This is a genomic window from Burkholderia sp. Bp8984 (assembly GCF_003853755.1).
Classification (GTDB): domain Bacteria; phylum Pseudomonadota; class Gammaproteobacteria; order Burkholderiales; family Burkholderiaceae; genus Burkholderia.
In genome coordinates this window covers 291,139-317,476 of the sequence record NZ_QTQN01000001.1, presented here as the reverse complement: position 1 = coordinate 317,476, position 26,338 = coordinate 291,139, and the positions used below count along the sequence as shown (strand labels likewise).

25 protein-coding genes are annotated in these 26,338 nt (G+C 69.0%); 12 read left to right on the top strand and 13 right to left on the bottom strand.

Translation table 11 applies throughout. The features are described from left to right. Positions 1-118 precede the first annotated feature (118 nt). Genes DID98_RS01365 through hpaI form a run of 7 tightly spaced genes read left to right on the top strand, consistent with a single transcriptional unit; the run spans position 119 to position 6,023 of the window. On the top strand, positions 119-808 hold the full coding sequence (locus DID98_RS01365) for a fumarylacetoacetate hydrolase family protein (protein ID WP_124570037.1): 690 nt from the start codon (positions 119-121) through the stop codon (positions 806-808). After that, entirely contained in the window at positions 805-1,569 is a 765-nt protein-coding gene (locus tag DID98_RS01360; RefSeq protein ID WP_124519581.1) for a fumarylacetoacetate hydrolase family protein, read from the top strand. Before DID98_RS01365 ends, DID98_RS01360 begins: the two co-directional genes overlap by 4 nt. A gap of 22 nt (positions 1,570-1,591) precedes the next feature. After that, entirely contained in the window at positions 1,592-3,055 is a 1,464-nt protein-coding gene (gene hpaE, locus DID98_RS01355) for a 5-carboxymethyl-2-hydroxymuconate semialdehyde dehydrogenase (RefSeq protein ID WP_124484947.1), read from the top strand. Positions 3,056-3,109: 54 nt separating this feature from the next. Further along, positions 3,110-3,958: a 3,4-dihydroxyphenylacetate 2,3-dioxygenase gene (gene hpaD / locus DID98_RS01350; protein WP_124519579.1), complete on the top strand. Its 849-nt coding sequence runs from the start codon at positions 3,110-3,112 to the stop codon at positions 3,956-3,958. 29 nt (positions 3,959-3,987) lie between these two features. Then, positions 3,988-4,380 carry a 5-carboxymethyl-2-hydroxymuconate Delta-isomerase gene (locus DID98_RS01345; protein WP_124519577.1) on the top strand — a complete coding sequence of 131 codons (393 nt, stop codon included), beginning with the start codon at positions 3,988-3,990 and terminating at the stop codon, positions 4,378-4,380. A gap of 20 nt (positions 4,381-4,400) precedes the next feature. Then, entirely contained in the window at positions 4,401-5,204 is an 804-nt protein-coding gene (gene hpaH, locus DID98_RS01340) for a 2-oxo-hept-4-ene-1,7-dioate hydratase (RefSeq protein WP_124484945.1), read from the top strand. 12 nt (positions 5,205-5,216) lie between these two features. After that, positions 5,217-6,023 carry a 4-hydroxy-2-oxoheptanedioate aldolase gene (hpaI, locus tag DID98_RS01335; RefSeq protein WP_124519575.1) on the top strand — a complete coding sequence of 269 codons (807 nt, stop codon included), beginning with the start codon at positions 5,217-5,219 and terminating at the stop codon, positions 6,021-6,023. A gap of 155 nt (positions 6,024-6,178) precedes the next feature. Here the strand turns inward: hpaI and DID98_RS01330 are convergent, their stop codons facing one another. Further along, positions 6,179-6,958 (bottom strand): helix-turn-helix domain-containing protein, encoded by a 780-nt coding sequence (locus tag DID98_RS01330; RefSeq protein ID WP_044842973.1) that lies wholly within the window; start codon positions 6,956-6,958, stop codon positions 6,179-6,181. A gap of 95 nt (positions 6,959-7,053) precedes the next feature. Between DID98_RS01330 and DID98_RS01325 the strand changes: the two genes are divergently transcribed. Both DID98_RS01325 and DID98_RS01320 read left to right on the top strand, forming a co-directional pair. After that, complete coding sequence (locus tag DID98_RS01325) at positions 7,054-7,305, top strand: hypothetical protein (protein WP_124519573.1); 252 nt, start codon at positions 7,054-7,056, stop codon at positions 7,303-7,305. A 46-nt stretch (positions 7,306-7,351) separates the two neighbouring features. After that, the gene (locus tag DID98_RS01320) at positions 7,352-8,314 is read left to right on the top strand and encodes a zinc-binding alcohol dehydrogenase family protein (protein ID WP_124519571.1); all 963 of its coding nucleotides are present in this window, start codon (positions 7,352-7,354) and stop codon (positions 8,312-8,314) included. Between the two features lie 175 nt (positions 8,315-8,489). On the opposite strand, the gene DID98_RS01315 is transcribed toward DID98_RS01320, so the two are convergent. From DID98_RS01315 to DID98_RS01300, 4 genes are all read right to left on the bottom strand, one after another. Then, complete coding sequence (locus DID98_RS01315; RefSeq protein ID WP_124519569.1) at positions 8,490-9,581, bottom strand: porin; 1,092 nt, start codon at positions 9,579-9,581, stop codon at positions 8,490-8,492. A gap of 153 nt (positions 9,582-9,734) precedes the next feature. Next, positions 9,735-10,802 carry an ABC transporter ATP-binding protein gene (locus DID98_RS01310; protein WP_059450179.1) on the bottom strand — a complete coding sequence of 356 codons (1,068 nt, stop codon included), beginning with the start codon at positions 10,800-10,802 and terminating at the stop codon, positions 9,735-9,737. After that, on the bottom strand, positions 10,795-12,567 hold the full coding sequence (locus tag DID98_RS01305; protein WP_124519567.1) for an iron ABC transporter permease: 1,773 nt from the start codon (positions 12,565-12,567) through the stop codon (positions 10,795-10,797). Before DID98_RS01305 ends, DID98_RS01310 begins: the two co-directional genes overlap by 8 nt. Before the next feature lie 115 nt (positions 12,568-12,682). Beyond that, positions 12,683-13,783 carry an ABC transporter substrate-binding protein gene (locus DID98_RS01300; protein WP_044842979.1) on the bottom strand — a complete coding sequence of 367 codons (1,101 nt, stop codon included), beginning with the start codon at positions 13,781-13,783 and terminating at the stop codon, positions 12,683-12,685. Positions 13,784-13,908: 125 nt separating this feature from the next. Between DID98_RS01300 and DID98_RS01295 the strand changes: the two genes are divergently transcribed. Together DID98_RS01295 and DID98_RS01290 are read left to right on the top strand one after the other, a co-directional pair. Beyond that, positions 13,909-14,583 carry a response regulator gene (locus tag DID98_RS01295; protein ID WP_124519565.1) on the top strand — a complete coding sequence of 225 codons (675 nt, stop codon included), beginning with the start codon at positions 13,909-13,911 and terminating at the stop codon, positions 14,581-14,583. A 196-nt stretch (positions 14,584-14,779) separates the two neighbouring features. After that, on the top strand, positions 14,780-16,180 hold the full coding sequence (locus DID98_RS01290) for a sensor histidine kinase (RefSeq protein ID WP_124519563.1): 1,401 nt from the start codon (positions 14,780-14,782) through the stop codon (positions 16,178-16,180). Positions 16,181-16,353: 173 nt separating this feature from the next. Here DID98_RS01290 and DID98_RS01285 read toward each other — a convergent pair whose 3' ends face one another. From DID98_RS01285 to DID98_RS01250, 8 genes are all read right to left on the bottom strand, one after another. Beyond that, positions 16,354-17,220: an MOSC domain-containing protein gene (locus tag DID98_RS01285; RefSeq protein ID WP_124519562.1), complete on the bottom strand. Its 867-nt coding sequence runs from the start codon at positions 17,218-17,220 to the stop codon at positions 16,354-16,356. A gap of 98 nt (positions 17,221-17,318) precedes the next feature. Next, a complete protein-coding gene (locus tag DID98_RS01280; protein WP_124519560.1) occupies positions 17,319-18,278 on the bottom strand; it encodes an ABC transporter substrate-binding protein in 960 nt (319 codons plus the stop codon). Positions 18,279-18,315: 37 nt separating this feature from the next. Then, the gene (locus DID98_RS01275) at positions 18,316-19,500 is read right to left on the bottom strand and encodes a cytochrome c (protein WP_124519559.1); all 1,185 of its coding nucleotides are present in this window, start codon (positions 19,498-19,500) and stop codon (positions 18,316-18,318) included. A 50-nt stretch (positions 19,501-19,550) separates the two neighbouring features. Then, a complete protein-coding gene (locus DID98_RS01270) occupies positions 19,551-20,375 on the bottom strand; it encodes an ABC transporter ATP-binding protein (RefSeq protein WP_124484935.1) in 825 nt (274 codons plus the stop codon). Further along, positions 20,369-21,475, bottom strand: coding sequence for an ABC transporter permease (locus tag DID98_RS01265; protein WP_124519558.1), 1,107 nt, complete (start codon positions 21,473-21,475; stop codon positions 20,369-20,371). The genes DID98_RS01270 and DID98_RS01265 overlap by 7 nt, the downstream gene beginning before the upstream one ends. Before the next feature lie 4 nt (positions 21,476-21,479). Continuing rightward, the gene (locus DID98_RS01260; protein ID WP_124519557.1) at positions 21,480-22,514 is read right to left on the bottom strand and encodes an ABC transporter substrate-binding protein; all 1,035 of its coding nucleotides are present in this window, start codon (positions 22,512-22,514) and stop codon (positions 21,480-21,482) included. A gap of 35 nt (positions 22,515-22,549) precedes the next feature. Continuing rightward, entirely contained in the window at positions 22,550-23,395 is an 846-nt protein-coding gene (locus DID98_RS01255) for a class II aldolase/adducin family protein (RefSeq protein WP_124484933.1), read from the bottom strand. A 20-nt stretch (positions 23,396-23,415) separates the two neighbouring features. Then, positions 23,416-24,501, bottom strand: a complete 1,086-nt coding sequence (locus DID98_RS01250) for an LLM class flavin-dependent oxidoreductase (RefSeq protein WP_044842988.1) — start codon at positions 24,499-24,501, stop codon at positions 23,416-23,418. Positions 24,502-24,952: 451 nt separating this feature from the next. Between DID98_RS01250 and DID98_RS01245 the strand changes: the two genes are divergently transcribed. Next, entirely contained in the window at positions 24,953-26,299 is a 1,347-nt protein-coding gene (locus DID98_RS01245; RefSeq protein ID WP_124519555.1) for an acyl-CoA dehydrogenase family protein, read from the top strand. Positions 26,300-26,338 lie beyond the last annotated feature (39 nt).

Here is a 26,338-nt window from a genome sequence, read left to right as displayed (position 1 = left end):
AACAGCCGACGGTGCTGAATTTCATGTATCAGGGTAATCGCGGTTGCCAGTGTCCGATTGTTTACTTAAGATGTTAACTATTGACGATGCGCCGCGACGCGCGGCAGGGGAATGACGCATGGAGCTGTCTTGCAGGACCGCCGCGGCGCCGCCGCTGCCGGTCGCCATCGGTACCGTCTACGGTGCGCTGCTCAACGAGCGCGCCGCACTCGACGCGCTCGGCGATGCCGTGCACGCACCGCCTTACGGTCGTCCGCCGCAGGCGCCGATCCTTTACATCAAACCGGCCAACACGCACGCGGCCGATGGCGCGGCCGTCGTGGTGCCCGCGGGCGTCGATGCGCTGGAGATCGGCGCGTCGCTGGCCGTCGTGTTCTCGCGGCGCGCGACGCGCGTGCCGGCCGCGCAGGCGCTCGACTACGTGCACGGCTTCACGCTCGCGAGCGACGTGTCGGTCCCGCATCCCGATTACTACCGTCCGGCCGTGCGCTTCAAGTGTCGCGACGGCTTCTGCCCGCTGGGCCCGGCGATCGTGCCGGCGGCCGCGCTCGGCGATGTCGACGCGATCGGCCTGACCGTGCGGATCGACGGCGACGCCGTGGTGTCCGGGTCGACCGCCACGCTGATCCGCCCGGTGCGGGAACTGATCGCCGACGTGACGGCGTTCATGTCGTTCGACGCGGGCGACGTGCTGCTGCTCGGCGTCGCGGGTCGCGCACCGCGTGCCCGCGCGGGCAGCACGATCGGGATTACCGCCGCCGGCATCGGCACGTTGCGGCATACGCTGATTGCGGAGGAAGCACGATGAAGACGGCGCGCGTGATCTACAACGGCGCACTGCATGCGGCCGAACCGGCCGGCGACGGCGCGATCCGCCTCGACACGGGCCGCGTGGTCACCGAGGACGTGGTGACGTGGCTGCCGCCCGTCGCGCCGCGCACGACGTTCGCGCTCGGCCTCAACTACGCGGACCACGCGAAGGAACTCGCGTTCAAGGCGCCGAGCGAGCCGCTGATCTTCCTGAAGGGGCCGAACACGTTCATCGGCCACCGCTCGCGCACCGTGCGCCCGGCGGACGCGACGCACATGCACTACGAGTGCGAACTGGCCGTCGTGATCGGCCGCCCGGCGCGCAACGTGAGCCGCGCGCAGGCGCTCGACCACGTCGCGGGCTACACGGTCGCGAACGACTACGCGATCCGCGATTACCTCGAAAACTACTACCGCCCGAACCTGCGCGTGAAGAACCGCGACACCTGCACACCGCTCGGGCCGTGGTTCGTCAGCCGCGACGAGATCGGCGACGCGGGCGACCTGACGCTGCGCACGACGGTGAACGGCCGGGAGACGCAGCGCGGCAGCACGCGCGACATGATCTTCGACGTGCCCGCGCTGATCGAGCACATCAGCAGCTTCATGACGCTCTCGCCGGGCGACCTGATCCTGACCGGCACGCCGGAAGGGCTGGCCGACACGAAGCCGGGCGACGAGGTCGTGACCGAAATCGAAGGAATCGGCCGGCTCGTGAACACGATCGTCGGCGAAGCAGACTACTATCGCGCCGGCTGAGCCCGTCGCCCAAGGAGAGCACATGACCATCAAGCACTGGATCGGCGGCCGTGAGGTCGAGAGCCGCGAGACCTTCACGACGCTGAATCCCGCGACGGGCGACGCGATCACCGACGTCGCGTCGGCCGGCGAGGCCGAAGTCGACGCGGCCGTGCGCGCGGCGAAGGACGCATTCCCGAAGTGGGCGAACACGCCCGCGAAGGAGCGCGCGAAGCTGATGCGCAAGCTCGGCGAGCTGATCGAGAAGAACGTGCCGATGCTCGCCGCGCTCGAGACGCAGGACACCGGCCTGCCGATCGCGCAGACGAGCAAGCAGTTGATTCCGCGCGCGTCCGAGAACTTCAACTTCTTCGCGGAAGTGTGCGTGCAGATGAACGGCCGCACGTATCCGGTCGACGACCAGATGCTGAACTACACGCTGTACCAGCCGGTCGGCGTGTGCGCGCTGGTGTCGCCGTGGAACGTGCCGTTCATGACCGCGACGTGGAAGACGGCGCCGTGTCTCGCGCTCGGCAACACGGCCGTGCTGAAGATGTCGGAGCTGTCGCCGCTGACGGCCGACCAGCTCGGCCGGCTCGCGCTCGAAGCCGGCATTCCGCCAGGCGTGCTGAACGTCGTGCAGGGATACGGCGCGACGGCCGGCGACGCGCTGGTGCGCCATCCGGACGTGCGCGCGGTGTCGTTCACGGGCGGCACGGTCACGGGCAAGCGGATCATGGAGCGCGCGGGCCTGAAGAAATACTCGATGGAGCTCGGCGGCAAGTCGCCCGTGCTGATTTTCGACGATGCCGATTTCGACCGCGCGCTCGACGCGTCGCTGTTCACGATCTTCTCGATCAACGGCGAGCGCTGTACCGCGGGCTCGCGGATCTTCGTGCAGCGCACGATCTACGACCGCTTCGTGCAGGAATTCGCGCGCCGTGCGAACAACCTGGTGGTCGGCGATCCGTCCGATCAGGCGACGCAGCTCGGCGCGATGATCACGCGCCAGCACTGGGAGAAGGTGACCGGCTATATCCGGATCGGCGAGCAGGAAGGCGCGCGCGTGGTGGCAGGCGGCGCGGACAAGCCGGCCGGCCTCGCCGACCATCTGCGCAACGGCAATTTCGTGCGCCCGACCGTGTTCGCCGACGTCGACAACCGGATGCGCATCGCGCAGGAAGAGATCTTCGGGCCGGTCGCGTGCCTGATTCCGTTCGAGAACGAGGAGGAAGGGCTGCGGCTTGCGAACGACACGTCCTACGGGCTCGCGTCGTACATCTGGACGCAGGACGTCGGCAAGGTGCATCGCCTCGCGCGCGGCATCGAGGCCGGGATGGTGTTCGTGAACAGCCAGAACGTGCGCGACCTGCGCCAGCCGTTCGGCGGCGTGAAGGAGTCGGGCACCGGGCGCGAAGGCGGCGAGTACAGCTTCGAGGTGTTCGCGGAGATCAAGAACGTGTGCATCTCGATGGGTTCGCATCACATTCCCCGCTGGGGCGTGTGACGGGCGCGGGTCGTGGCGCCGCCAGCAAGAACGAACGATACGGAGACTTGAACGATGGGCAAACTGTCCCTCGCCGCGAAGATCACGCACGTGCCGTCGATGTACCTGTCGGAGTTGCCCGGCAGGCATCACGGCTGCCGCGAAGCGGCGATCCGCGGCCACCAGCTGATCGGCGAGCGCTGCCGCGCGCTCGGCGTCGATACGATCGTCGTGTCGGACGTGCACTGGCTCGTCAACGCCGGCTATCACGTGAACTGCAATGCGCGGTTCGCGGGTACGTATACCAGCAACGAGCTGCCGCACTTCATCCGCGACATGCAGTACGCGTATCCGGGCAACCCGGCACTCGGCCGCCTGATCGCGGAGACGGCCAGCGCACGCGGCATCGCGACGCGCGCACACGAGATCGACAGCCTCGAACTCGAATACGGCACGCTCGTGCCGATGCGCTACATGAACGCCGACCAGCACTTCAAGGTCGTGTCGATCGCGGGCTGGTGCATGTGGCATACGCTCGACGAAAGCCGGCGCTTCGGCGAGGCGCTGCTCGAGGCGATCGAGAAGAGCGATTCGAACGTCGCGTTCCTCGCGAGCGGCTCGCTGTCGCATCGCTTCAACGACAACGGCAGTCCGGAGGAATCGATTCACGAGATCAGCCGCGAGTTCTTCCGGCAGGTCGACCTGCGCGTGGTCGAGCTGTGGAAGCAGGGCGATTTCAAGACCTTCTGCGCGATGCTGCCCGAGTACAACACGCATTGTCACGGCGAAGGCGGCATGCACGACACGGCGATGCTGCTCGGCCTGCTCGGCTGGGATCGTTACGACAAGCCCGTCGAGATCGTCACCGACTATTTCGCGAGCTCGGGCACCGGGCAGATCAACGCGATCTTCCCGCTCGCCTGAGCGCCACATCACTTATCCGGAGCGTTGCCATGCCACACATCGTCGTCGAATACACCGCGAACATCCGCGACGACGCGCGCATTCCCGCGCTGCTGCGCATGATCAACGCGACGCTGATCGCGCAGGGCGGCGTGTTTCCGACCGGCGGCATCCGCTCGCGCGCGATCGAGCTGCAGGATTACTGCGTCGCCGACGGCACGGAGGACGACGCGTTCGTCCACGTGACGCTGAAGATCGGCTCGGGCCGCAGCGACGAGACCAAGCAGGCCGCGTGCGACGCGCTGTTCGATGCGATCAAGGCGCATTTCTCGGAGCTGTATGCGAAGCGCTATCTCGCGCTGTCGATGGAGCTGACCGAGTTCAGCGAAAGTGGCTCGTACAAGCACAACAACATTCACGCCCGCTACAAGCGGGCCGGCTGAACCCCATTCCCGATCCGACCATGCTCGAACCCGCCATCATCGACCAGCTCGCGCAGCGTCTGCACGACGCCGAGCGCGAACGCAAGCAGATCCGCCAGATCTCGCTCGACCATCCCGACATCACGATCGACGACGCGTATGCGATCCAGCGCGCGTGGGTCGCCCTCAAGCTCGCGGAAGGCCGCACGCTCAAGGGGCACAAGATCGGCCTCACGTCGAAGGCGATGCAGAACACGTCGCAGATCGACGAGCCCGATTACGGCGCGCTGCTCGACGACATGTTCTTCGACGACGGCGGCACGATCCCGGCCGGGCGCTTCATCGTGCCGCGCGTCGAGGTCGAACTCGCGTTCGTGCTCGGCAAGCGGCTCACCGGCCCGAACTGCACGATCTTCGACGTGTACGACGCGGTCGATTACGTGGTGCCCGCGCTCGAGATCATCGACGCGCGCAGCCAGTCGATCGACCCCGATACGAAGCGGCCGCGCAAGGTGTTCGACACGATCGCCGACAACGCGGCGAACGCGGGCGTCGTGATCGGCGGGCGGCCGGTGCGGCCGCAGGACGTCGACCTGCGCTGGGTCGCGGCGATCATGTCGCGCAACGGCGTGGTCGAGGAAACGGGCGTCGCGGCCGGCGTGCTGAACCATCCGGCCAATGGCGTCGCTTGGCTGGCGAATCGGCTGTCGCGCTTCGACGTCGCGCTGGAGCCGGGGCAGGTCGTGCTCGGCGGCTCGTTCACGCGGCCGTGCGCGGCGCGCTCGGGCGACACGTTCAGCGTCGACTACGGCCCGCTCGGGACGATCCAGTGCTATTTCGCGTGAGGTGAGCGAGCGATGCAGATTCCGTCGAATGTCTTCAAGGCCGCGCTCGAGCGTGGCGACGCGCAGGTCGGGTTGTGGCTCGGCCTCGCGAATCCGTACAGCGCCGAAGTCGTCGCGGGCGCCGGTTTCGACTGGCTGCTGATCGACGGCGAACATGCGCCGAACACGGTGCCGACGATCCTCGCGCAGTTGCAGGCGATCGCGCCGTATCCGTCGCATCCGGTCGTGCGCGTGCCGTGGAACGATCCGGTGATCGTCAAGCAGGTGCTCGATCTCGGCGCGCAGACGCTGCTCGTGCCGATGGTGCAGAGCGCCGACGAAGCGCGCGCGGCGGTGGCCGCGACGCGTTATCCGCCGCACGGGATTCGCGGCGTCGGCAGTGCGCTCGCGCGCGCGTCTCGGTGGAACCGCGTCGGCGACTATCTGCATCGCGCGAACGACGAAATGGCCGTGCTCGTGCAGGTCGAGACGCGTGCCGGGCTCGACGCGATCGATGCGATTGCGCGGGTGGAGGGCGTCGATGGCGTGTTCATCGGGCCGGCCGATCTGGCGGCCGATCTCGGGCACCTCGGCAATCCGGGGCATCCGGACGTGCAGGCGGCGATCGACGGCGCGATCCGGGCGATCAAGGCGGCAGGCAAGGCGCCGGGCATTCTCAGCGCGGATGAGGCGGCGGCGCGGCGGTATCTGGAAGCGGGGGCGTTGTTCGTTGCGGTGGGGGTCGATACGACGCTGCTGGCGCGGAGTGCGGAGCGGTTGGCGGCGCTGTTCAAGGGGAGCGATGGGGAGGTGGTGAAGAAGGGGGATGGGACGTATTGAGCGAAGCGGACGGGATAAGGAATCTGCTGCGCAACCGGGCAGCCCCGGCCGCTGCGCAACTCGACCGGACAGCTGCCCGGTTGGATCGGGCGATGATTTGAATCGCACGGAATACGAGAAATCGGTTTGCGTCATCGCCGCGCATCGCGCCGACCTTATCGTCCCGCTTCCATATACCTTCCCGGCGTCGTCCCCGTCGCCCGCCGGAACATGTCGATGAACGCGCTCACGTTGTCGTATCCGAGATCGAGCGCGATCGTCGTGACCGGCACGCCGTCGGCGATTTTCTCCAGCGCCCGCAGCAGCCGTGCCTGCTGACGCCACTGCGCGAACGTCAGCCCTGTCTCGGCGACGAAGCGGCGGCTCATCGTCCGGGCACCGATGCCGGCCCATGCTGCCCATTCCTCCAGTCGCCGGTTGTTCGCGAGGTTCGTGGCGAGCGCATCGGTGATCTTCATGAGCCGCGGGTCCTGCGGCCGTACCAGCCCCAGTGCCTCTACCTGTGACGACGCGATCTCGTCGAGGATCACGTCGGCAATGCGCGCCTGCGCGGCATCGAGTTCCGCATCGCCCCAGCTTGCCGCGCGCTGCACTGCTTCGCGCAGCAGCGGCGTGGTGCGGATCGCGCGCGGCGCGTCAGGCAACCCCGCGCAGCGCGCTTCGGCGACGAACGCCGACCAGCCGGAAATCGGCCCGAACGAGCGCAGCGAATGCCGGCAATGCGGCGGAATCCAGATCGCATGAATCGCCGGTACGACCCAGTCCTGGTCGTCGAGGCCGATCGACACCACGCCGCTCAGTGCGCCGACGAGCTGGCCGCGCGCGTGCGCATGCGGCGGCGTGATGCGCGGGTCGCGCTGCGACAGCACGGCGGCGACGACGAACGGGCCGTCGTCGGACGTGACGAATCGGGCGGGCAGGAGTGGATCGGTCATGGCCGGATTTCAGTATCGAATGACTGTTATACCGGAGATCGGCCGGCTGCGCACGCCTAAACTGCGTCCATCGATGACAACCGGAGTACGACGCGATGCGAGCCGAACAGATGCTTCCCGACCATGCCGACCGGATCAAGGCCGGCGGAACGACGATCCGCAAGGGCACCGTCGGCGCGTTCCTGGTCAATGCGCGCGTGCTGACCGATCCGGATGCGGCGCCCGCCGAGCGCGCCCGTGCCGAAGCCGACGCGCTCGACGCATTGCCCGCGCTGCGTGCGCTCGGCCTGTTCGACGTGCTGGAAGTGCGCGATCCAGCACTGCGCGCGTGGCTCGACGCACGCTGATACACGACGGAACCGTCGATCGAGATCCATCAATCAAGGAGTCGGCATGAAAGCAGCAGTCGTGACGGGCGCCGGCGAGCGCCCCGTTCATATGGAGTTCGAAGCGCCGCATGCGATACCCGGCCACCGTCTGATCGACGTGACGGCGTCCGCGTTGAGCCGTCTTGCGCAGGCGCGCGCGGCGGGCACGCACTATTCGTCCGGCGGCGGCTATCCGTTCGTCGTCGGCGTCGACGGCGTGGGGCGCGGCGACGACGGCCGGCGCGTCTATTTCTTCGGCGCGCCCGCGCCGTTCGGTGCGATGGCCGAATGCACGATCGTGCCCGACGCGCAGTGCGTGCCGCTGCCGGACGACCTCGACGACGTGGCGGCCGCCGCGATCGCGATTCCCGGCATGTCGTCCTGGGCCGCGCTGACCGAGCGTGCGCGGCTGGTCGCGGGCGAAACGGTGCTTGTCAACGGCGCGACGGGCGCCTCGGGCGGGCTCGCGGTGCGGATCGCGAAGCATCTGGGCGCCGCGAAGGTGATCGCGACGGGCCGCAACGTGGCCGCGCTGGACGCGTTGCTGAACGCCGGCGCGGACGCCGTCGTGTCGCTGCAGCAGGACGACGCGCATCTGGCCCGCGCGCTCGAACCGCATTTCCGCGCGGGTGTGGACGTCGTGCTCGACTATCTTTGGGGGGCGAGCGCGCTCGCACTGCTGATTTCCGCCGCGAAGGCGACGCCCGACGGCCGTCGGTTGCGCTTCGTGCAGATCGGCTCGATCGGCGGCGCGGACGTGCTGCTGCCGGGCGCCGTATTGCGTGCCACCGCGATCGAATTGCTGGGCAGCGGTATTGGCAGCGTGTCGCTGCCGGGGTTGCTGGCTTCGGTGCGCGGCGTATTCGACGCGGCGGGCCCGGCGGGGCTGACGCTCGAAACGCGTACGGTGCCGCTGTCGGCGGTCGGCGAACACTGGGGCGACGCGAACAGTCGGGTGCGCCCGGTATTCACGATGCGCGGCGATTGACCGTCCGCAGGCCGTGGACGTGACGCGATCGGTGCGCGCACCATCGGCAGCCGGGCGTCCACCGTCGCGTTGAGCCGTTCGACGAATGCGAACGTGCAGTGCGAAGACGGGCGGTGGTGCGTACCGACAACGGGCGGCGCGACATGAAAGTCACCCGCCGCCCGCGTCGTCACACTCAGAACCGCTGCTGAATCCCCGCCGTCACGCCGACCTGCGTGGTGCCATACCCGGCGAAATCGCGCGACACGCCGACCTTCTGGTCGTGCTTCGCGATCGCGAACGCGCCGGCCGCATACAGCACCGTGCGCTTCGACAGCGCATATTGCGCCCGAACCGATACCAGCGTCGGGTCGGCATCCGTGCCGCCCTTGATGTTCTGGTGATAGACGGCCGCGATCAGCGAGAACGTCGGCGTGAACTGGTACGACCCGCCGAGCCAGTACATATCGCTCAGCTGGTTCGCCGCCGCGGTGCGAAACGTGCGCTTGTAGTTGCGATAGCCGGCCATTGTCTTCAGGTTGCCGAAGTCGTAGCTCAGGCCCGCGTGAATCCCCTGGATGTAGTTGACGGTATCGGCCGGCGTGACGCTGTCGGCCGCGCCGTTCTGCCGGTCGAACGTGAGCACCGCCGCGAACGGGCCGGTCTCGTAGCCGAGCGCGAAGTCGTATTTCGAACTGGTCTTCACGCTGCCCGGCACGTTGCCGAAGCCATACAGCGCGCCGAACTTGAAGCCGCTGAATTCACCGTCGTAACGCACCGCATTCGACGAGCGCGTGAACATGCCGTCCTTGCGCCCGCCGGTCGCCATCGACGACGACGCCCACGAATAGTTTTGCGAGTAACCCATCGGGTCGAACGGCATCATGTAGTCGTACGTGACGGTGAAGTTGCGGCCAAGCGTCAGCTCGCCCCATTTGCCTTTCAGGCCCACCGTCGCACGGCGCGCGAAGATCGAGTCGGGGCCGTCGTCGGACGCGCCATTCGCGAGATCGATGCCGCTTTCGAGGCGAAACACGGCCTTCAACCCGCCGCCGAGATCCTCGACGCCGCGCAAGCCCCAGCGCGACGTGTTCTTGTTGCCCGACTTCAGCTTGAACGAATTGCCGCCATCCGGTGCCGCATGGCTCGTGTATTCGATGCCGGCGTCCATGATCCCGTAGATCGTGACCGACGACTGCGCGTGCGCGGCCGGCGCGGCGAGACAGGCTGCCGCGGCCGAACCGGTGAGGACTACTGTTCGAATAGAACGTTCTGCGCGTGACTTCATTTTGACGGTGTCTCCTTGGTTGTTGTGGGTTGGTCGAAACGGAAAACGCGTACTCGGTGCGCCATCGGCGGACGCCATGAGGCGTCCGCCGATTCGAGTCGCAAAAGCATGTTGAATGCACGCGCGGAGGCACATGAGCCGCCGCGAAGCGGGTCAGCCGGCTTTCGCGAACGCCCAGCAGTCGTTGGTCGGGAATTCGATCCAGTGCTTGCCGGCCGCGCGCGGCACGTGGCCGAACGCGCGCAGGCGCATCTCGCCGCAGTGGAACAGGTATTCCCAGCGGTCGCCGAGATACATCGACGTGACGAGGTCGGCCTGCAGCCGGTTCGCGCCCGGGCCGTCGGCGACCTGCACGCGTTCGAGGCGGATCACGGCCTGCGCGTCCTGGCCCGGCGCGAACGTGTCGCGGGCGAGCGCCTGCAGCTCCCAGCCGTCGCCGGCGAGCGTCACGCGTTCGCCGTCGACGGCCGCGACGCGCGCGTCGATGCGGTTGTTGCTGCCCATGAATTCGGCCGTGTACAGCGAGCGCGGCGCGCCGTACAGCTCGGCCGGCGTGCCTTCCTGTTCGATGCGGCCGTTGCGCAGCAGCAGGATGCGGTCGGACATCGCCATCGCTTCGGTCTGGTCGTGCGTCACGCAGAGCGCCGACAGCCCGAGCGACACGATCAGCTCGCGCAGCCACGCACGCGCTTCCTCGCGCAGCTTCGCGTCGAGGTTCGACAGCGGCTCGTCGAGCAGGATCACCGGCGGGTTGTAGACGAGCGCACGCGCGATCGCGACACGCTGCTGCTGGCCGCCCGACAGCTGATGCGGAAAGCGCTCGGCGAGGTGGCCGAGGCCGAGCTGGTCGAGCGCGGTCTGCACGCGGCGCTTCTGTTCGGCCGGCGCCACGCGGCGCAGCTTGAGCCCGTAGCCGACGTTGTCGGCGACGGTGCGGTGCGGCCACAGCGCGTACGACTGGAACACGAGGCCGAGCGAACGCTGTTCGACCGGCAGGTCGACGTGCCGCGCGCCGTCGAAGAACACGCGGTCGTCGAGCTGGATGCGCCCGTCGGACGGCTGTTCGAGGCCGGCCACCGCGCGCAGCAGCGTGGTCTTGCCGCTGCCCGACGCGCCGAGCAGGCACACGACTTCGCCGGCCTTCAGTTCGAACGACACGCCCTTGAGGATCGGGTTGGCGCCATAGCTGAGATGCAGGTCGTCGACGATGAGCTTATCCATGAAGTTTCACTCCGAAGCGCAGGGCCACGCCGAGACCGGCGCCGACCATCGCGATGTTGATGACAGAGAGCGCGGCAACCTGGTCGACGGCGCCGGTCGCCCACAGCGACACGAGCAGCGCGCCGATCACTTCGGTGCCGGGCGACAGCAGATAGACGGCGGTCGAGTATTCGCGCTCGAAGATCATGAAGATCAGCAGCCACGCGGCGAGCAGGCCGAAGCGCACGAGCGGCAGCGTCACGTCGAGCGACACGCGGCTGCGCGTCGCGCCGACGCTGCGGCCGGCTTCCTCGAGTTCCGGGCCGACCTGCAGCAGCGCGCTCTGGATGAGCCGCATCCCGTATGCGAGCCACACGACCGTGTATGCGATCCAGATGCTCCACATCGAGTTCTTCAGCTCGCGCAGGCCCGGCACGAACAGGAAGATCCACAGGAACGCGAGACCGGCGAGCAGGCCCGGCACCGCGCGCGGCAGCAGCACGAGGTAGTCGAGCAGTTTCGTCGCCCAGTCGTTGCGGCGATGGCCGGCGAAGGCGACGAGCGAGTAGAAGCCGATCGCGAGCGCACCGCCGATCACGCCGATGCCGAGCGTGTTGACGATCGCGCGCACGAGGTTGTCCTGCTCGAACAGCTCGATGAAGTTCTGCAGCGTCAGCGCTTGGGCGAGCGCGACGCCTTCGCCCCAGTTGGTCACGAACGCGCGCAGCACGATGCCCGAGATCGGGACGATCACCGTCAGCATCAGCCACAGCGCGACGATCGCGAGCGCGACCCAGCGCCATACGCCGAGCGGCAGCACCGTCGCACGGCCGGCCTTGCCCTTCACCGTGACGAAGCGGTTCGCGGTCTTCAGCAGGCGGCGCTGCAGCAGCACGAGCGGGAACGTGATCGCGACGATGCACACCGCGACCGCGGCCATCAGGTGATACGAGGGCACGCCGAGCTTGTTGGTCAGCTTGTACAGGTAGGTCGCGAGCACGAGGTGGCCTTCCGGATCGCCGAGCACGAGCGGCAGCCCGAACACCTCGAAGCCGAGGAAGAACACGAGCACGCCGGCGAACAGCAGCGCGGGCATCGTCATCGGCAGGCTCACGTCGAGCGCGACGCGGAACGGCCGCGCACCCGTCACGCGCGCCGCTTCCTCGACGTCCGAGCCGAGGTTGCGCAGCGCGGCCGACGAGTACAGGTACACGTGCGGCACGTGCGTGAGGCCGACGATCATCGTGATCGCGAAGATCGAGTACACGTTCCAGGGTACGTTATGCACCCCGAACAGTTCCTTGAACCAAACGGAATAGAAGCCGACCGGGCCGGCCGCGACCACGTAGCCGAACGCGAGCACCATCGGCGACACGAACACGGGCGTGAGCAGCAGCGGCTCGAGCCAGCGGCGGCCGGGCAGGTCGGTGCGCACCATCAGGAACGCGAGGATGCCGCCGAGCGGGATCGAGATGAACAGCATGCCGCCGGCGATGATGAACGAGTTCTTCACGGCCGACCAGAAGTCCGGGTCGGTGAAGATGAAGCGGAAGCCTTCGACGCCGAGCGTCTTGTTCGCGTCGAAGAACGGCGCGGACAGCAGGCTCTGGAACAGGATGAAGCCGAGCGGCAGCGCGACCGCGACGGTGAGCACCGCGACGACGATCCAGCGCAGCATGCCGGCGAGCGGCTGCAGGTTGCTGACCTGCAGCGCGGGAATCGCGCCACCCTGGCCGGTGGTGGGCGGAACGGCCGGCGCCGCTCCGCGTGTGCTGGTTGAAAGCATGAGTTCGCCCCTGCGGCCATCCGGATGGCCGCCTCTAGGAAGTCGGTAAGGGGAAGGGGGCCGCCCGCGCGGCGTGCGGCGGGCGGCCGTCGGTCGGCCGAAGCCGATCAGTGGATCAGCTCTTGATCGCCTGCTGCCATTGCTTCAGGAACGCGAGCCGCTTCGACTGGTCCAGATAGACGAGCAGGCCGGTGCCGATCGGGATCGGCTTCAGCGAATCGCCGAGTTCCTTCGTGAGGCTCGCGGCCGACGTTTCGCCGGTCACGTCCGTGCGAATCGCGTACAGGTTCGCCTGGTTCGCGATCAGCGTCTGGCCGCGCTTCGACAGCAGGTAGTCGACCCACAGCTTCGCGGCGTTCGGGTTCTTCGCCTTCTTCGAGATCGTGGCCAGGCGGCTCACGACTTGTGTGTAGTCCTTCGGGAATACGTAGCCGATCGACTTGTCCTTCTTCGCCTTCGCGTACGCATACGAGCCGATGATGTTGTAGCCGATCAGGTTCTCGCCCGACGAGATGCGCTCCATCATCGCGCCGGTGCTCGACTGCAGCTTCGGACCGGTCGCGCCGATCGCCTTCACGAGCTCCCACGTGACCTTCTCGTTCAGGTGCGCGTCCTGCGTCAGCGCGTTGAAGCCGACGCCGGATTTCTCGACGTCGTACGTCGTCAGCTTGCCTTTGAACTTGTCGGGTTGCGACGTGAGCAGCTTGATCAGGTCGGTGCGCGTTTTCGGCACCTCGTTCTCGGGAATCAGCCGCTTGTTGTAGACGATCGCGAGCGGCTCGAACGTCGTGCCGTACGCCTGCTTCTGGTATTGCGCCCATTGCGGCACGTTCGCGCTTTCCGGCGAATCGTACGACGTCATCAGGCCGTCGTTGACGAGCTTGACCTGCAGGTCCATCGCCGAGCTCCACAGCACGTCGGCGCTGGTGCTGCTCGCGGCGTTCTCGCTGATGTAGCGGTTGTACAGCTCGGTGCTGTTCATGTCGTTGTACTCGACCTTCACGCCATACAGGCTTTCGAAGTCCTTGATCAGCGGGCGCACGAGGCCCGTGTCGGTCGTCGAGTAGACGATCAGCTTGCCTTCCTTCTTCGCGGCGTCGACGACACCTTGGTAGTTACCCGGATACCCGGCCGGAACCTGCGCGGTGGCGGCGCCGGCGGCGGTGCCCAGGACGATCGCCAGCGCGGCGGCGAGCTGCTTCGGTGCAAACGGCATGTCTTCCTCCAGTTATGCGTGTGTGTTGTTCGAGTGACGCGGATGTTAATTGCGAGGCACTTTCAGCCTGCTTTCATTTCGGTTCACAATAGTGTCCTTTGTGTCATGGATTTCCCGAGGTCCCCATGCGTGTGCTGCTCGTCGAAGACAACCCGAACCTTGCGCAGTCGTTGAACGACGCGCTGAGTGCCGCGCGCTTCGCGGTCGATCACATGGCGGACGGGGAGGCGGCGGATCACGTGCTGCGCACGCAGGACTACGCGCTGGTGATACTCGATCTCGGGCTGCCGAAGCTCGACGGGCTCGAGGTGCTGCGGCGGCTGCGCGCGCGCCGCAATCCGGTGCCGGTGCTGATCCTCACCGCGCACGGCTCGGTCGAGGACCGCGTGAAGGGGCTCGATCTCGGCGCCGACGATTACCTCGCGAAGCCGTTCGAGCTGACCGAGCTGGAGGCGCGCGCCCGCGCGCTGATCCGGCGCAGCCTCGGCCACGAGCATTCGCGGGTCGAGTGCGGGCCGCTTTCGTATGACAGTATCGACCGCAGCTTCCACCTCGCCGGCGAACCGCTGCCGCTCACGCCGCGCGAGCGCTCGGTGCTGGAGGTGCTGGTCCTGCGCAACGGCCGCGCGATCAACAAGGAGACGCTGTCGGAGAAGATCTTCGGGCTCGACGAGTCGGTCAACGCGGATGCGATCGAGATCTACGTGTACCGGCTGCGCAAGAAACTGGAGAACACCGGTGTCGCGATCGTCACGCTGCGCGGCCTCGGATACTTGCTCGAAGCGAAGGCGGCCGGATGAATCACCGCCGGGCTTGCCTTCTTTGCATGGGGCCGCGGTACGCGCCAAAGCGCTGCGCGGGATCGGCACGTTCGCTGCTTGCCGCGGGCGCGCCAGCCATCCGCGGCCGGCCTGGCAAAGCCGGCCGGCTGCACGGGCGCGGAGCGAGGCCGCACGCGTTTTCCGCCACGCTGGTCGGTGCAGCCCGGCGGGCAGCATGGTGACACGCCCGAACCTGCGCGCGCAGGTCGCGCTGTGGCTGCTGCTGCCGCTGCTCGGGCTGCTCGCGCTCGACTCGTGGCTCACGTACCAGCGCGCGATGAGCGCCGCGCACGTCGCGTTCGACCGCACGCTGTCGTCGTCGCTGAAGTCGATCCGCGAAGGCGTGCGGTTCAACGAGGGCGAGATCGAGGTCGACCTGCCGTATCTCGCGCTCGAAATGTTCGAGTCGGGCGACGGCGGCAAGATCTATTACCTGATCCGCGAGGACAACGGCCGCACGATCACCGGCTATCCGGACCTGCCGCTGCCGCAGGGCGACGGCACGCTGTTCGTCACGCGCTACTACAACGTCGTCTATCGCGGCGAGCAGTTGCGCATGGCCGCGCTGCGCGTGCCGGTGCACGACGTGCCGACCGCGCAGACGCGCATCGTGTGGGTGATGGTCGGCGAGACGATCGAGGCGCGCCAGGCGCTCGCGCGCGAGATCCTGATGGGCTCGCTGCTGCAGGAGGGGCTGCTCGTCGTGCTCGCGCTCGGGATCGTGTGGCTCGGCGTCGGGCGCGGGCTGCGGCCGCTGAACCGGCTGTCGGCGACGGTCGCCGCGCGCAGCGACGGCGATCCGACGCCGCTCGATACCGGCGGCATGCCGAGCGAACTCGCGCCGCTCGTCGAGTCGATCAACCAGTACATCGGCCGCACGCAGCGGATGCAGGTCGCGCGGCGGCGTTTCTTCGCGGACGCGGCCCATCAGCTGAAGACCCCGCTCGCGGCGGTGCAGGCCGGCGTCGAGCTGGCGTTGCGGCCGGACGAGCAGCCGCGCGTGAACGTGCATCTGCGGCGCGTGAACGGCGCGGTGCGGCAGGCCGTGAAGATCGTCCAGCAGCTGCTGTCGCTGTCGCGGCTCGATTCGGACAGCGGCCAGGCGGTCGCGCACCAGCCGGTCGCGCTTCACCGGCTCGCGCGCAGCGTGACGCTCGACTGGTCGCCGGTCGCGCGCGCGCGCGACATCGATCTCGGCTTCGAGCACGAGGCGGATGTCGACGTGCTCGGCCAACCGGACCTGCTCGGCGAATTGATCGGCAACCTGATCGACAACGCGATTCGTTATTCGGGCGACCGCGCGGTGATCACGGTGCGCGTGTCGCGCGATGGCGACCATGCGCGGCTCGACGTGATCGACAACGGGCCGGGCATTCCGGCCGGCGAACGCGACGCGGTGTTCGAGCGTTTCCATCGCGGCAGCAAGACGCAGACGGTCGAAGGCACGGGGCTCGGGCTGTCGATCGTGCGCGAGATCGCGCGCGTGCATCAGGGCAGCGTGACGCTGGCCGATGCGGCGGGAGGCGGGTTGATCGTGACGGTGATGTTGCCGACGGTGCCGGCGGCGGCGCAGTAGAAGGGCTGGTTCGCTTGGTCGCGGAGAATCGCGGCGAATGTGAGCGAATGGCGGCGAGCGGCATCTCCGAGGGAGGGAGGTGGGCGCGCCGGCAACGTCGCGGCGGATGTCTTCGACGCATCGCCCTCGGCGGCGATGCATACGACGCGCCGTCCGCCGCCCCGCTCAGTCGCTCAATCGCCGAATCCGATCTCCGCCTCGAGCGATTGCCCGACCTCCAGCCAGGCTCCCGCGCCTTCGACCACGATCGCATTGATGCCGAAGGTCAGCGCGTCGTCGTAGTTCGGATTCGCGCGATACGTCTGCATCGTGTCGGTCGGCTCGTGCGGCCACGCCGGGTTCGGCGCGCCGGTCACCTGGTCGATCGTCGGCATCGGGCAACGCGTGCACAGCTTCACGAGGCGCAGCCGCACGGGTGTGTCGCCTTCGGCGTCGAGATGCTCGACGAAATCCTCTTCGTACGCATCGAGATCCGACACGACGATGTTCGGGCGGAAGCGGTTCATCGGAATCGCCGGCGCGCCTTTCGCGACGAGCTTCGCGTTCAGGTCGTCGAGCGACGACTGGCCGATCACGAGCAGCGGATAGCCGTCCGCGAACTGCGTGTGCGTGTCGATGTCGCCGGTCCATTTGCGGTTGCAGCCGCGGCGCGCATCCGCGCCGAAGCGCGCGAGCTTCAGCGGCGTGCCGAGGAATTCGGTGAGCCATGCGGCTGTCGCGGCGCCCGTGTCGATCGCGTCGACGGTGTCGCGCCAGACGGTCGCGGCCATCTTCGGCGTGGCCGGCGTCGCGTCGCCGTCGAGCGGCGTGCGGATCTCGGGCATGCCCGGCGCGTTCAGCACGAGCGCGTCGTGCTCGAGCGCGGTGCGGATCAGCGCGAGGCGCGGGTGCGTGCGCTGCGTGATCATCATCCCGTCCGGGGTGGTGATCAGCCAGTGGCGATCGTACGCGAGGCCCGTTTCGAGCAGTTGCGCGCGCGACAGCACGATGCCGGCGCAGGATTTGATCGGGTAGACAAAGAGTTCGGAGATGGCTGGCATGACGCTGGCTGACATGGGCAGGATGGTCGAATCGCGATTGTGCCAGATCGTGCGAAAGCCGTTTGGGCGGTGGCCGGCCGCCGCACGGCCGCGACCGGTCACGCCAGCGGAAAGCCGAGGTCGAAGGTCGTGCGCACGTCGAGCGGCTGGCGCAGCAGCCCGGCCTTCAGGTAGAAGTCGGCCGTGCGCTGCTGCCCGGCGATCACCGTCGCGTCGATCGGCTGCCAGCGCGTGTTGCGGCGCTCGAACTGCAGCTTCGCCGCCGCCGGCGGGATGCCGATGATGCGCGCGAGTGCCGCGGAATACGCGTCGACGTGCCGGTACGACCAGACCTGCGCGCGCACCACCCGTTGCAGGAAGTCGTGCAGCACCTCTCGCTTCGACGCGATCGCCGCGTCGGTCGCCGCGATGTAGCTGAAGCCCGACCACAGGCCGCGGCCGTTGACGAGCACGCGCGCGCGGCCGCTCGTTTCCGCGAGGGCCGTATAGGGTTCCCACGTCGCCCACGCATCGATCGAACCGGTTGCGAGCGCAAGCATCGTGTCGGCCGGCGGCAGGAAGCGGAACGAGACGGCGTCGGACGGCAGGCCGGCCGCGTCGAGCGCCTTCAACGTGACGAAATGGCCGATCGAGCCGCGCGTGGTGCCGATGCGCTTGCCTTTCAGGTCTGCGGCGTCCTTCAGCGTCGCGTCGGGCCGCACGAGCACGGCGGTGCCGTACGGGTCGGACCGGTTCGCGCCGATCACCTTGATGCGGGCGCCCGAGGCGAGCGCGAAGATCACCGGCGCGTCGCCGATCGGCCCGCAGTCGACGGCCGCCGCGTTCAGCGCTTCGGCCAGGGGGGCGGCGGCCGGGAATTCGGTCCATGCGATGTCGTACGCGAGGCCGTTCAGTTCGCCGGCCGCTTCGAGCAGCGCGCGCAGGCCGCCTTTCTGGTCGCCGGCACGCAGCAGCGGCCGCGCGTCCGATTGCGCATGCAGCGTGGCCGGCGCGGCGGCGAGGGTGGCGGCGGCGAGGGCGCTCGCTTGCGCGAGGAAGTGGCGTCGGGTCGGATTCATCGTGAAGTTCGGTTCGTCGGGAAAACGGTTCAGGGATTCAATGCGGGAGCCCGGCCTGCACGTCGCGTACGGGTTCAGCGTCCACGCGCAGCAGCAGCGCGGTCAGCGGATCGACGTTCGCGGCGTCGGCCGGCGCTCGCGCCGCGGCATCGGAGCGGCACAGCAAGTCGTCGGCCGACCAGCCCGCGCTGCCCGGCAACGCGCGCGCCCGCAGCCAGCCGCGCCGGTCGGCAAGCAGTTGCGTGCCGCCGAACGCAGCGGGCGGCACGCCGGCAATCGTCGCGAACGCTTGCCATGCATCGGGCGTCGATGCGACGCAGTTCGCGCGCGTGCCGACCGGCGGTGGCGGCGTGGACGGATCGCCGGCGGTGACGAGCAGCGTCTGCCAGCGCGGGTCTTCCCGAGGCGGCGTGCCGCCCGGCGCGAGCGCGACGATGCGCACACGCTGGCCTTCGCGCCAGCGCTCGAGCGGTTGCGGCGCGGCGCTGCCGCAGCGCACGTCGAGCGCCGGCAGCGGAACGGGCACGGGCCACGCCCCTTCCGCCTGCGCGCCGCTGCCGGCCGACAGCGCTTTCAGGTAATCGAGCACGGCCCAGGTGTCCGCCGGGCCGAGCGTCGCGGCAAAGCCCGGCATCGAAGCCGCGCCGCGCGCGTCGCGCGTACCGTGGCGCATGCGCCAATACAGTTCGCCGTCGAGCCGGCGGGCAAGCAGTGCGCCCGCGAAGGTCGGCGGCCAATGCGCGAGGCTCGCCGCGAGCGGGCCCTCGCCGCGGCCGTCCGCGCCGTGACAGGCTGCGCAATGCTGCGCATACAGATGCGCGCCGCGCATCAGGTTCACGACGGAAAACGCGGCGGGACTGCGCTGGAAACTCGTGGGCGCCGCCGGCGCGAGCCACAGCGACGCCGGCGGCCACGGCGCGAACCACGCGACGGCCAGCGCGGCGATCGCCGCTGCCGCCCGCCACTTGCGCGACACGAGTGCGATGCAGCCGAGCGCCGCGGCGAGCGTGGTCATTGCGACGGCGAATGCAAGCTGTCGCGTGAGCCCCGCGTCGATGCGCAGCGTTTCGAGCGCGATGCGGTGTGCCCAGGGCCACGCGGCCTGTCCGTCGGCATTGCCGGTCAGGCCGATCGCATGCAGCACCCGGGCCAACGCGATCTGTGCGCGATACAGCAGTTGCAGGAACAGGAGTGCCCAGTCGGCGAACGGCGGCGCGTTCATCGGCGCGGCCCTTGCCGCGCACCGGCCATCCTGCGAAAGGCACTGCGCATCTACCAGCTCGCATCGAGTCCGAGATGCCGCAGCGCTTCGTGACGCAGTTCGGCGAGACGCGGGTCGCCGCGATGGCGCGGATACGGCAGGTCGACACGCAGTTCCGCGACGATGCGTGCGGGCCGCGGCCCGAACACGATCACGCGCTGCGCGAGAAACAGCGCTTCCTCGACATCGTGCGTGACGAGCAGCGCGGAGAACCCGTCGCGTTGCCACAGCGCGGTCAACTCGGCCTGCATCGTCAGCCGCGTCAATGAATCGAGCTTGCCGAGCGGTTCGTCGAGGATCAGCAGGCGTGGATCGTTGACGAGCGCGCGGGCGAGCGCGACACGCTGCGCCATCCCGCCCGACAGCTGATGCGGAAACACGTTCGAGAATTCCTGCAACCCGACGCGCGCGAGCGCATCGTCGACGCGATGCTGCGACGTGCGGGCCACGCCGCGCGCTTCGAGGCCGAGCGCGACGTTCGCGCGCACGCGGCGCCACGGGTAGAGCGTCGGATCCTGGAACACGACGATGCGCGACGGATCGGGCCGCTCGATCGGCGTGCCGTCCTGCGCGATCGTGCCTTGCCGTGCGGCGTCGAGGCCCGCGACGAGCCGCAGCAGCGTCGATTTTCCGCAGCCGCTCGGGCCGAGCAGCGCGACGAATTCGCCGGCCGCGACCGACAGCGTGACGTCGTCGAGCACCGGCAGCGGGCCGCCGGGGCCGTCGAACGCATGGCTCACGCGGCGGATGTCGATGCGCGCGCCGCGCGGCGCCGTGGCGTCGAGCGCGGCGGGCGGCGTGGCAACGGACGATTCGAGAACGGCGGCGCTTACCATTTGACGGTTCCTTTCTGCCACGCGAGCACACGGTCGCGCACCGCGAACAGCAGCGCGATCAGCCCGGAAAACAGCAGCGCCATCACGATCAGCGCCGCATACATGTTCACGTACGATGCCCAGCCCTGCGCCCAGCTCAGGTACCAGCCGAGCCCCGACTTGACGCCCATCATCTCGGCGACGACCAGCACCGTGAACGACGCGCTCAGCCCCATGAAGATGCCGACGAACACGTGCGGCAGCGCGGCCGGAATCGCGACGCGCAACACGAGGAAGCGCGCGTTCGCGCCGAGCGTGCGCGCGACGTCGTAGTACTGCCGGTTTACGCTCGCGACGCCCGACCACGTCAGCACCGCGACCGGGAAGCCGGTCGACAGCGCGATCAGGAACGCGGCGGCCGAATAGCTCGTCGGGAAGAAGTAGAACGTGAGCGGCAGCAGCGCGGTGGCCGGCACGGGGCCGAGCACGCGCAGCACCGGATGCACCCAGTAGCCGATGCGGCGCGACCAGCCGATCGATACGCCGACCGCGAACCCGACCGCGACGCCGTACGCAAACCCGAGGGAAAGCAGCTTCAGCGTGTTGCCGGCGCTGCCGGCAAGGCGCGGCCAGTCGTCGGCGTAGACCTCGATCAGCGCCTGCGGCGGCGCGAAGAACGGCGTCGGCAGCCAGCCGGTCTTGGCCGTGACGACTTCCCACACGGCGAGCACGAGCGGCAGCGCGACGAGCCACGGGCCGGCCGGGCGCACGCGGGCGAGCCGCGCACGCGTGGCCGGCACGCGATGGCCGAGCGTCGCGGCGGCCAGCAGCAGCGCGCCGATCGCCCACGCGGCGATGCCGAACGTGTCGGTGTACGCCCAGTCGGTGAAACCGACGACGCGGTTCGGCCACACGTAGGTCACCGCGCCGAGCGCGGCCCACGCGAGCGCCGCGACGACGCCGGTCGGCCAGCTGCGTGCCCGGCGGGCTTCGGCCGCGAGCGTCGCGTCGCAGGCCGTGCACGCGGGACGGGACGCGGCAGTCGCGGGCGCCGCCGCGGTGGCGGCATTGCCCGAGGTGGACGCGGTGCGCGCGGCGGACGCGTGTTCGATCGTCGACATCGCGTCACCCCAGCACGTTCGCATAGACCTGCTGCGCGAAGCGCTGCGGGTCGGTGCTCTTCTTCAGCACGCTGATGCGGCGGAAGTCGTCCGCGTAGAACGCGATTTCCTGCTGCAGGTCGACGTTGGTCGGATGGTGCGAGTAGGTCAGCGTCGCGTACAGCTTGCGCAGGTCGTCGGGGTTGATCTTCGGTGAATACTTCGCGAATGCCTTCGCGGCTTCGTTCGGGTTGTCGTGCGTGTACTCGGTGGCCTGCACGATCGAGCGCGCGAGTGCGGCGGCCGCCGGCCGGTCGTTGCGCACGAGGTCGCCGCGCGCGCCGATCACGCAGCACACCTTGCGCGCATATTCGCCGGACAGGTTCGTCGCGAGTTCGGTGTACGCGCCGTTGCTGCGCTTCTCGAGCAGATAGAGGTTCGGGTCGCCGTCGGCGATGGCCTGGATCTCGCCCTTGTCGACCGCGACGCCGAGCAGGTCGGCCGGATACTGCCGCCACGTGATGTCGCGTTCGGGATCGATGCCGTTCTTCGCGAGCAGGATAGAGAAGAAATGCTTGCCGGGCGCCGCGAGATCGCTGACGCCGACCGTCTTGCCCTTCAGCGCCTGCAGGGTCGTCACGCCCGCGGTCTTCGACCCGAGCAGCCGCACGCAGCCGCCGTGCGAGCTGCCGATGATCTTCACGTCGAAGCCGGCTTCGAGCGGCTTCAGCCAGCGGTGGATCATCCCGACCGCGGCATCGGCCTTGCCGGTCGCGATCGATTCGAGCAGCTGGTCGGTCGATCCGCTGTAGTTGATCAGTTCGACCTTCAGCCCGTTCTTCTCGAAGAAGCCGTTCTCCTGCGCGACGACGATCGGCGTCAGGCAGAACGCGTTCTGGTTCCACGCGAACGTGAGCTTCTTCAGCGGCGGCGCCGACCAGGCCTTGCGGCCGAGCGTGATCGCCGGTGCGGCGAGCGCGGCGGCCCCGGCCGCGCGCAGCAGCCGGCGGCGCTTGTCGTCATGGGCGCCGGTCGGCGCGGGTGCGGTGGTTTTGGTCATGGTGTGGTCTCCGGTTCCGGTCGTGCGGCGGGCGCTCAGTCGAGCAGGTCGGGTTCGTCGGCGACGACGCGCGCGAACAGGCTGTCGAACGCGTGCAATGCGCCGTCGGGGCCGCCGATCTGGCCGTGCGTGTGTCGCGCGGTCGCATGATCGATCGGTTGCGGCGTGCCGGCCGCTTCGGCCAGCAGCTGCGTGTGCGCGGCGTTGTCGAGCGCGATGTACCACCACGCGGCGGCCTCGACCGTCGGGCCGGCCGTCAGGATGCCGTGGTTCTTCAGGATCACGCCCTTGTGCGTGGTGCCGTCGGGCTTCGCGAGCGCATCCGCGATCCGCGCGCCTTCGCTCGTATCGACGACCATCCCGGTGAAGTCGTCGAACAGCGCGTGGTCCTCGTAGAACACGCACGCGTCCTGCGTCAGCGGGTCGAGCGGGCGGCCGAGCGTCGACCACGCCTTGCCGTAGGTCGAATGCGTATGCGCGGCCGCGACGAGGTGCGGATGCGCGTCGTGAATCGCCGCGTGGATCGCGAACGCGGCCTTGTTCAGCGGCCGGTTGCCGATCGCGGTTTCGCCGCGCGAATTGACGAGCAGCAGGTCCGACACCTTGATCTGCGAGAAATGCACGCCGAGCGGATTCACCCAGAAGTGGTCGGGCAGTTCCGGGTCGCGCGCGGTGATGTGGCCGGCGAGGCCCGACGCGAAGCCGAAGCGCGCGAACAGGCGGAACGCGGCCGCGAGCCGCTCCTGCCGGTGGCGGCGCTCGGCGGCGACGTCGAAGCGCGGCGCGGGCGGATCGAACCAGAAATGCTGGCGCGGCGTGTCGGCGAGGACGAGGCCCGACGCGGTGCGCACGGGCGAGGACGAAGACAGGACGGCGGACATGGTCGGCATCTCCCCGTGCGTCAGGCCGCGCGGCGCGCCGCGTCGCGTGCCGCGACGGCGCTGCGCACGCGCGGAATCAGTTCGCGGCCGTAGTCGATCGCGTCTTCGAGCGGATCGAAGCCGCGAATCAGGAACGTCGTCACGCCGAGGTCGTAGTAGTCGAGCAGCGCGTCGGCGACCTGTTCGGGCGTGCCGACCAGCGCGGTCGAATTCGAGCGCGCGCCGGTGAGCTTCGCGATCTCGGTCCACAGCCGCTTGTCGACGCGCGCGCCGCGTTCGGCCGCGGCGAGCAGGCGCCGCGCGCCTTCGCTCTGCTGCGGGCCGCCGGTGGCGAGGCCGGCCGCTTCGCGCAGCCGGCGGGTTTCGTCGAGGATCCGGTGCGCGCGCGCCCAGGCTTCGTCTTCGGTCGCCGCGAGGATCGGCCGGAACGACACGGAGAAGCGCACCTGCCGGCCGTGCTTCGCGGCTTCGGCGCGCACGCGCGTCGTCAGGTCGCGCACCTGGTCGAGCGATTCGCCCCACAGCGCATAGACGTCCGCGTGCTTCCCGGCGACTTCCAGCGCCGCTTCCGAGGCGCCGCCGAAGTAGATCGGCACGTGCGGCTTCTGGAACGGCTTCACTTCCGAAAAACCCTGCGTGAAGCGGTAGTGCGCGCCGTCGTGATCGAACGGCTGCGTGTCGGTCCAGATGCGGCGCAGGATGCCGAGGTATTCGTCGGTGCGCGCGTAGCGTGCGTCGTGGTCGAGGAAATCGCCGTCGCGCTGCTGCTCGCTGTCCGAGCCGCCGGAGATGAAGTGCACGGCGAGCCGGCCGCGGCTGAACTGGTCGAGCGTCGCGATCTGCCGCGCGGCGAGCGTCGGCGCGGTGAAGCCGGGGCGATGCGCGAGCATGAAGTGGATGCGCTCGGTCGCCGCGGCGGCGAACGCGATCGTCAGCGTCGCCGACGGGCCGGTCGAGTGGTGCGGGACGAGGATCCGGTCGAAGCCGGCCGTTTCGTGGGCGCGGGCGAAGTCGCGCACGTAGTCGGGGTCGACGACGGGGCCGGCAGGCGGATGGATTTCCGACTGCTTCTGGCTCTGGATCATGCCGATGAATTCGACGCTCATCTGGGTCTCCGATGCAAGGACGGCCCGGCGCGGCCAGCGAGGGCCGGCCGGGCGGGAATGGAGCGCAGATTACCGCCGGGATCATGCGGAACGGAAATAATCAATCCCGAATTGAATATCAGATTTGCATGGTTTGGGCGCGTGTGCGTTGCGCATACGCTATGGGCTCACGATCGGGCCGGACGGGGCGCCGGCTGCGTGTCGAGCGGGGCTTGCGCGCCGGATCAACACGACGGGAGCCGGATCGGCATCGGGTTCGGAAGCAGCGGCTCGGGTCGAAGGCAGAGGTGTGCGGCGGATGCGTGCGCGAGCACCTCGGATCCACGCCACGCGCCCCCGGCGAATCCAGCGCCGATCGCCGCCGTCTCCACGAGCCACCGCCGCCATTCGCCGAGCGATCTTCGCCACGACGTTTTATCCCGTTACCCAGTCACCGAGGGAATCCGTACCGATGTCCGCCAGCCTTGCCGCTTCCTCGCCGCTATCGCAGCTATCGCCGCAGTCGTCCCAGTCGTCGCTGCGCCACCTGCCTGCCGACGATGCGCGCGTTACCGCGCTGCTCGCGCGTCTCGCGCCCGAACTCGCGGCTGACGCCGCCCGCAACGACGTCGACGGCCGTTTCCCGCACGAGAATTTCGCGCGGCTGCATCGCGCCGGGCTGATCGCGCAGGTCGTGCCGCGCGAGCACGGCGGCGCGGGCGCGACGCTCGCGCAGGCGAGCCGGATCGTGGCCGCGGTCGCGCGCGCCGATCCGGCGACCGCGCTGGTGCTGACGATGACCTATCTGCAGCATCGCGCGCTCGGCCGCGCGGACAACCGCTGGCCCGCGCGCCTGCGGCGTGCGGTGTTCGACAGCGCGGTTGCCGACGGCGCGCTGATCAACGCGCTGCGCGTCGAGCCGGCGCTCGGTTCGCCGTCGCGCGGCGGCCTGCCCGAAACGATCGCGCGTCGCGACGGCGACGGCTGGCGGCTGTCCGGCCACAAGCTGTACAGCACCGGCATTCCTGCGCTGCGCTGGCTGGCCGTGTGGGCCCGCACGGACGAACCCGAGCCGCGCGTCGGCGTGTTCCTCGTGCGGCGCGAGCGCGACACGGAAGTCGATGCGCGCATCCGCGTGATCGAAAGCTGGAATCACCTGGGCCTGCGCGCATCGGGCAGTCACGAGGTGGTGTTCGACGACGTGCGGCTGCCCGCGGATCATGCGGTGGACGTGCGCGCGCCCGATGCGTGGGCCGTGTCGGCCGCGAGTCATGCGGATGTCGATGCGCAGGCCGACCAGCAGGCCTGGATGGTCGCGCTGCTCGGCAGCCTCTACGACGCGGTCGCCCGCGCGTCGCGCGACTGGCTGCTCGATTTCGCGACGACGCGCGCGCCGAGCGGGCTCGGTGCGCCGCTCGCGACGCTGCCGCGCGTGCAGGAGGCCGTCGGCGAGATCGAGGGGTGGCTGCATGCGAACCGCGTGCTGCTCGACGAGCACATCGCGCGCACCGATGCGGGCGACCCGCCGACGGTGACGACGAGCGGCCTCGTCAAGCGGACCGTGACGGAACAGGCGATCCGCACGGTCGAGCATGCGTTGAAGCTGTCGGGCAATCACGGGCTGAGCCGCCACAATCCGCTCGAACGCCACTATCGCGACGTGCTGTGCAGCCGCGTGCATACGCCGCAGGACGATGCGATCGCGGTGGCCGCCGGACGGGCCGTGCTCGACGCGGCGGCGCGACGCGCTGCCGCGAACGCGGAAGCGGGCGGAACGTCACGCGACGCGCCGGCATCCGGGCGCAACAGCGATGCGTGAGCGGGGCGGCGGGATGGTGGGCGCAAAGGCCAACGCAAA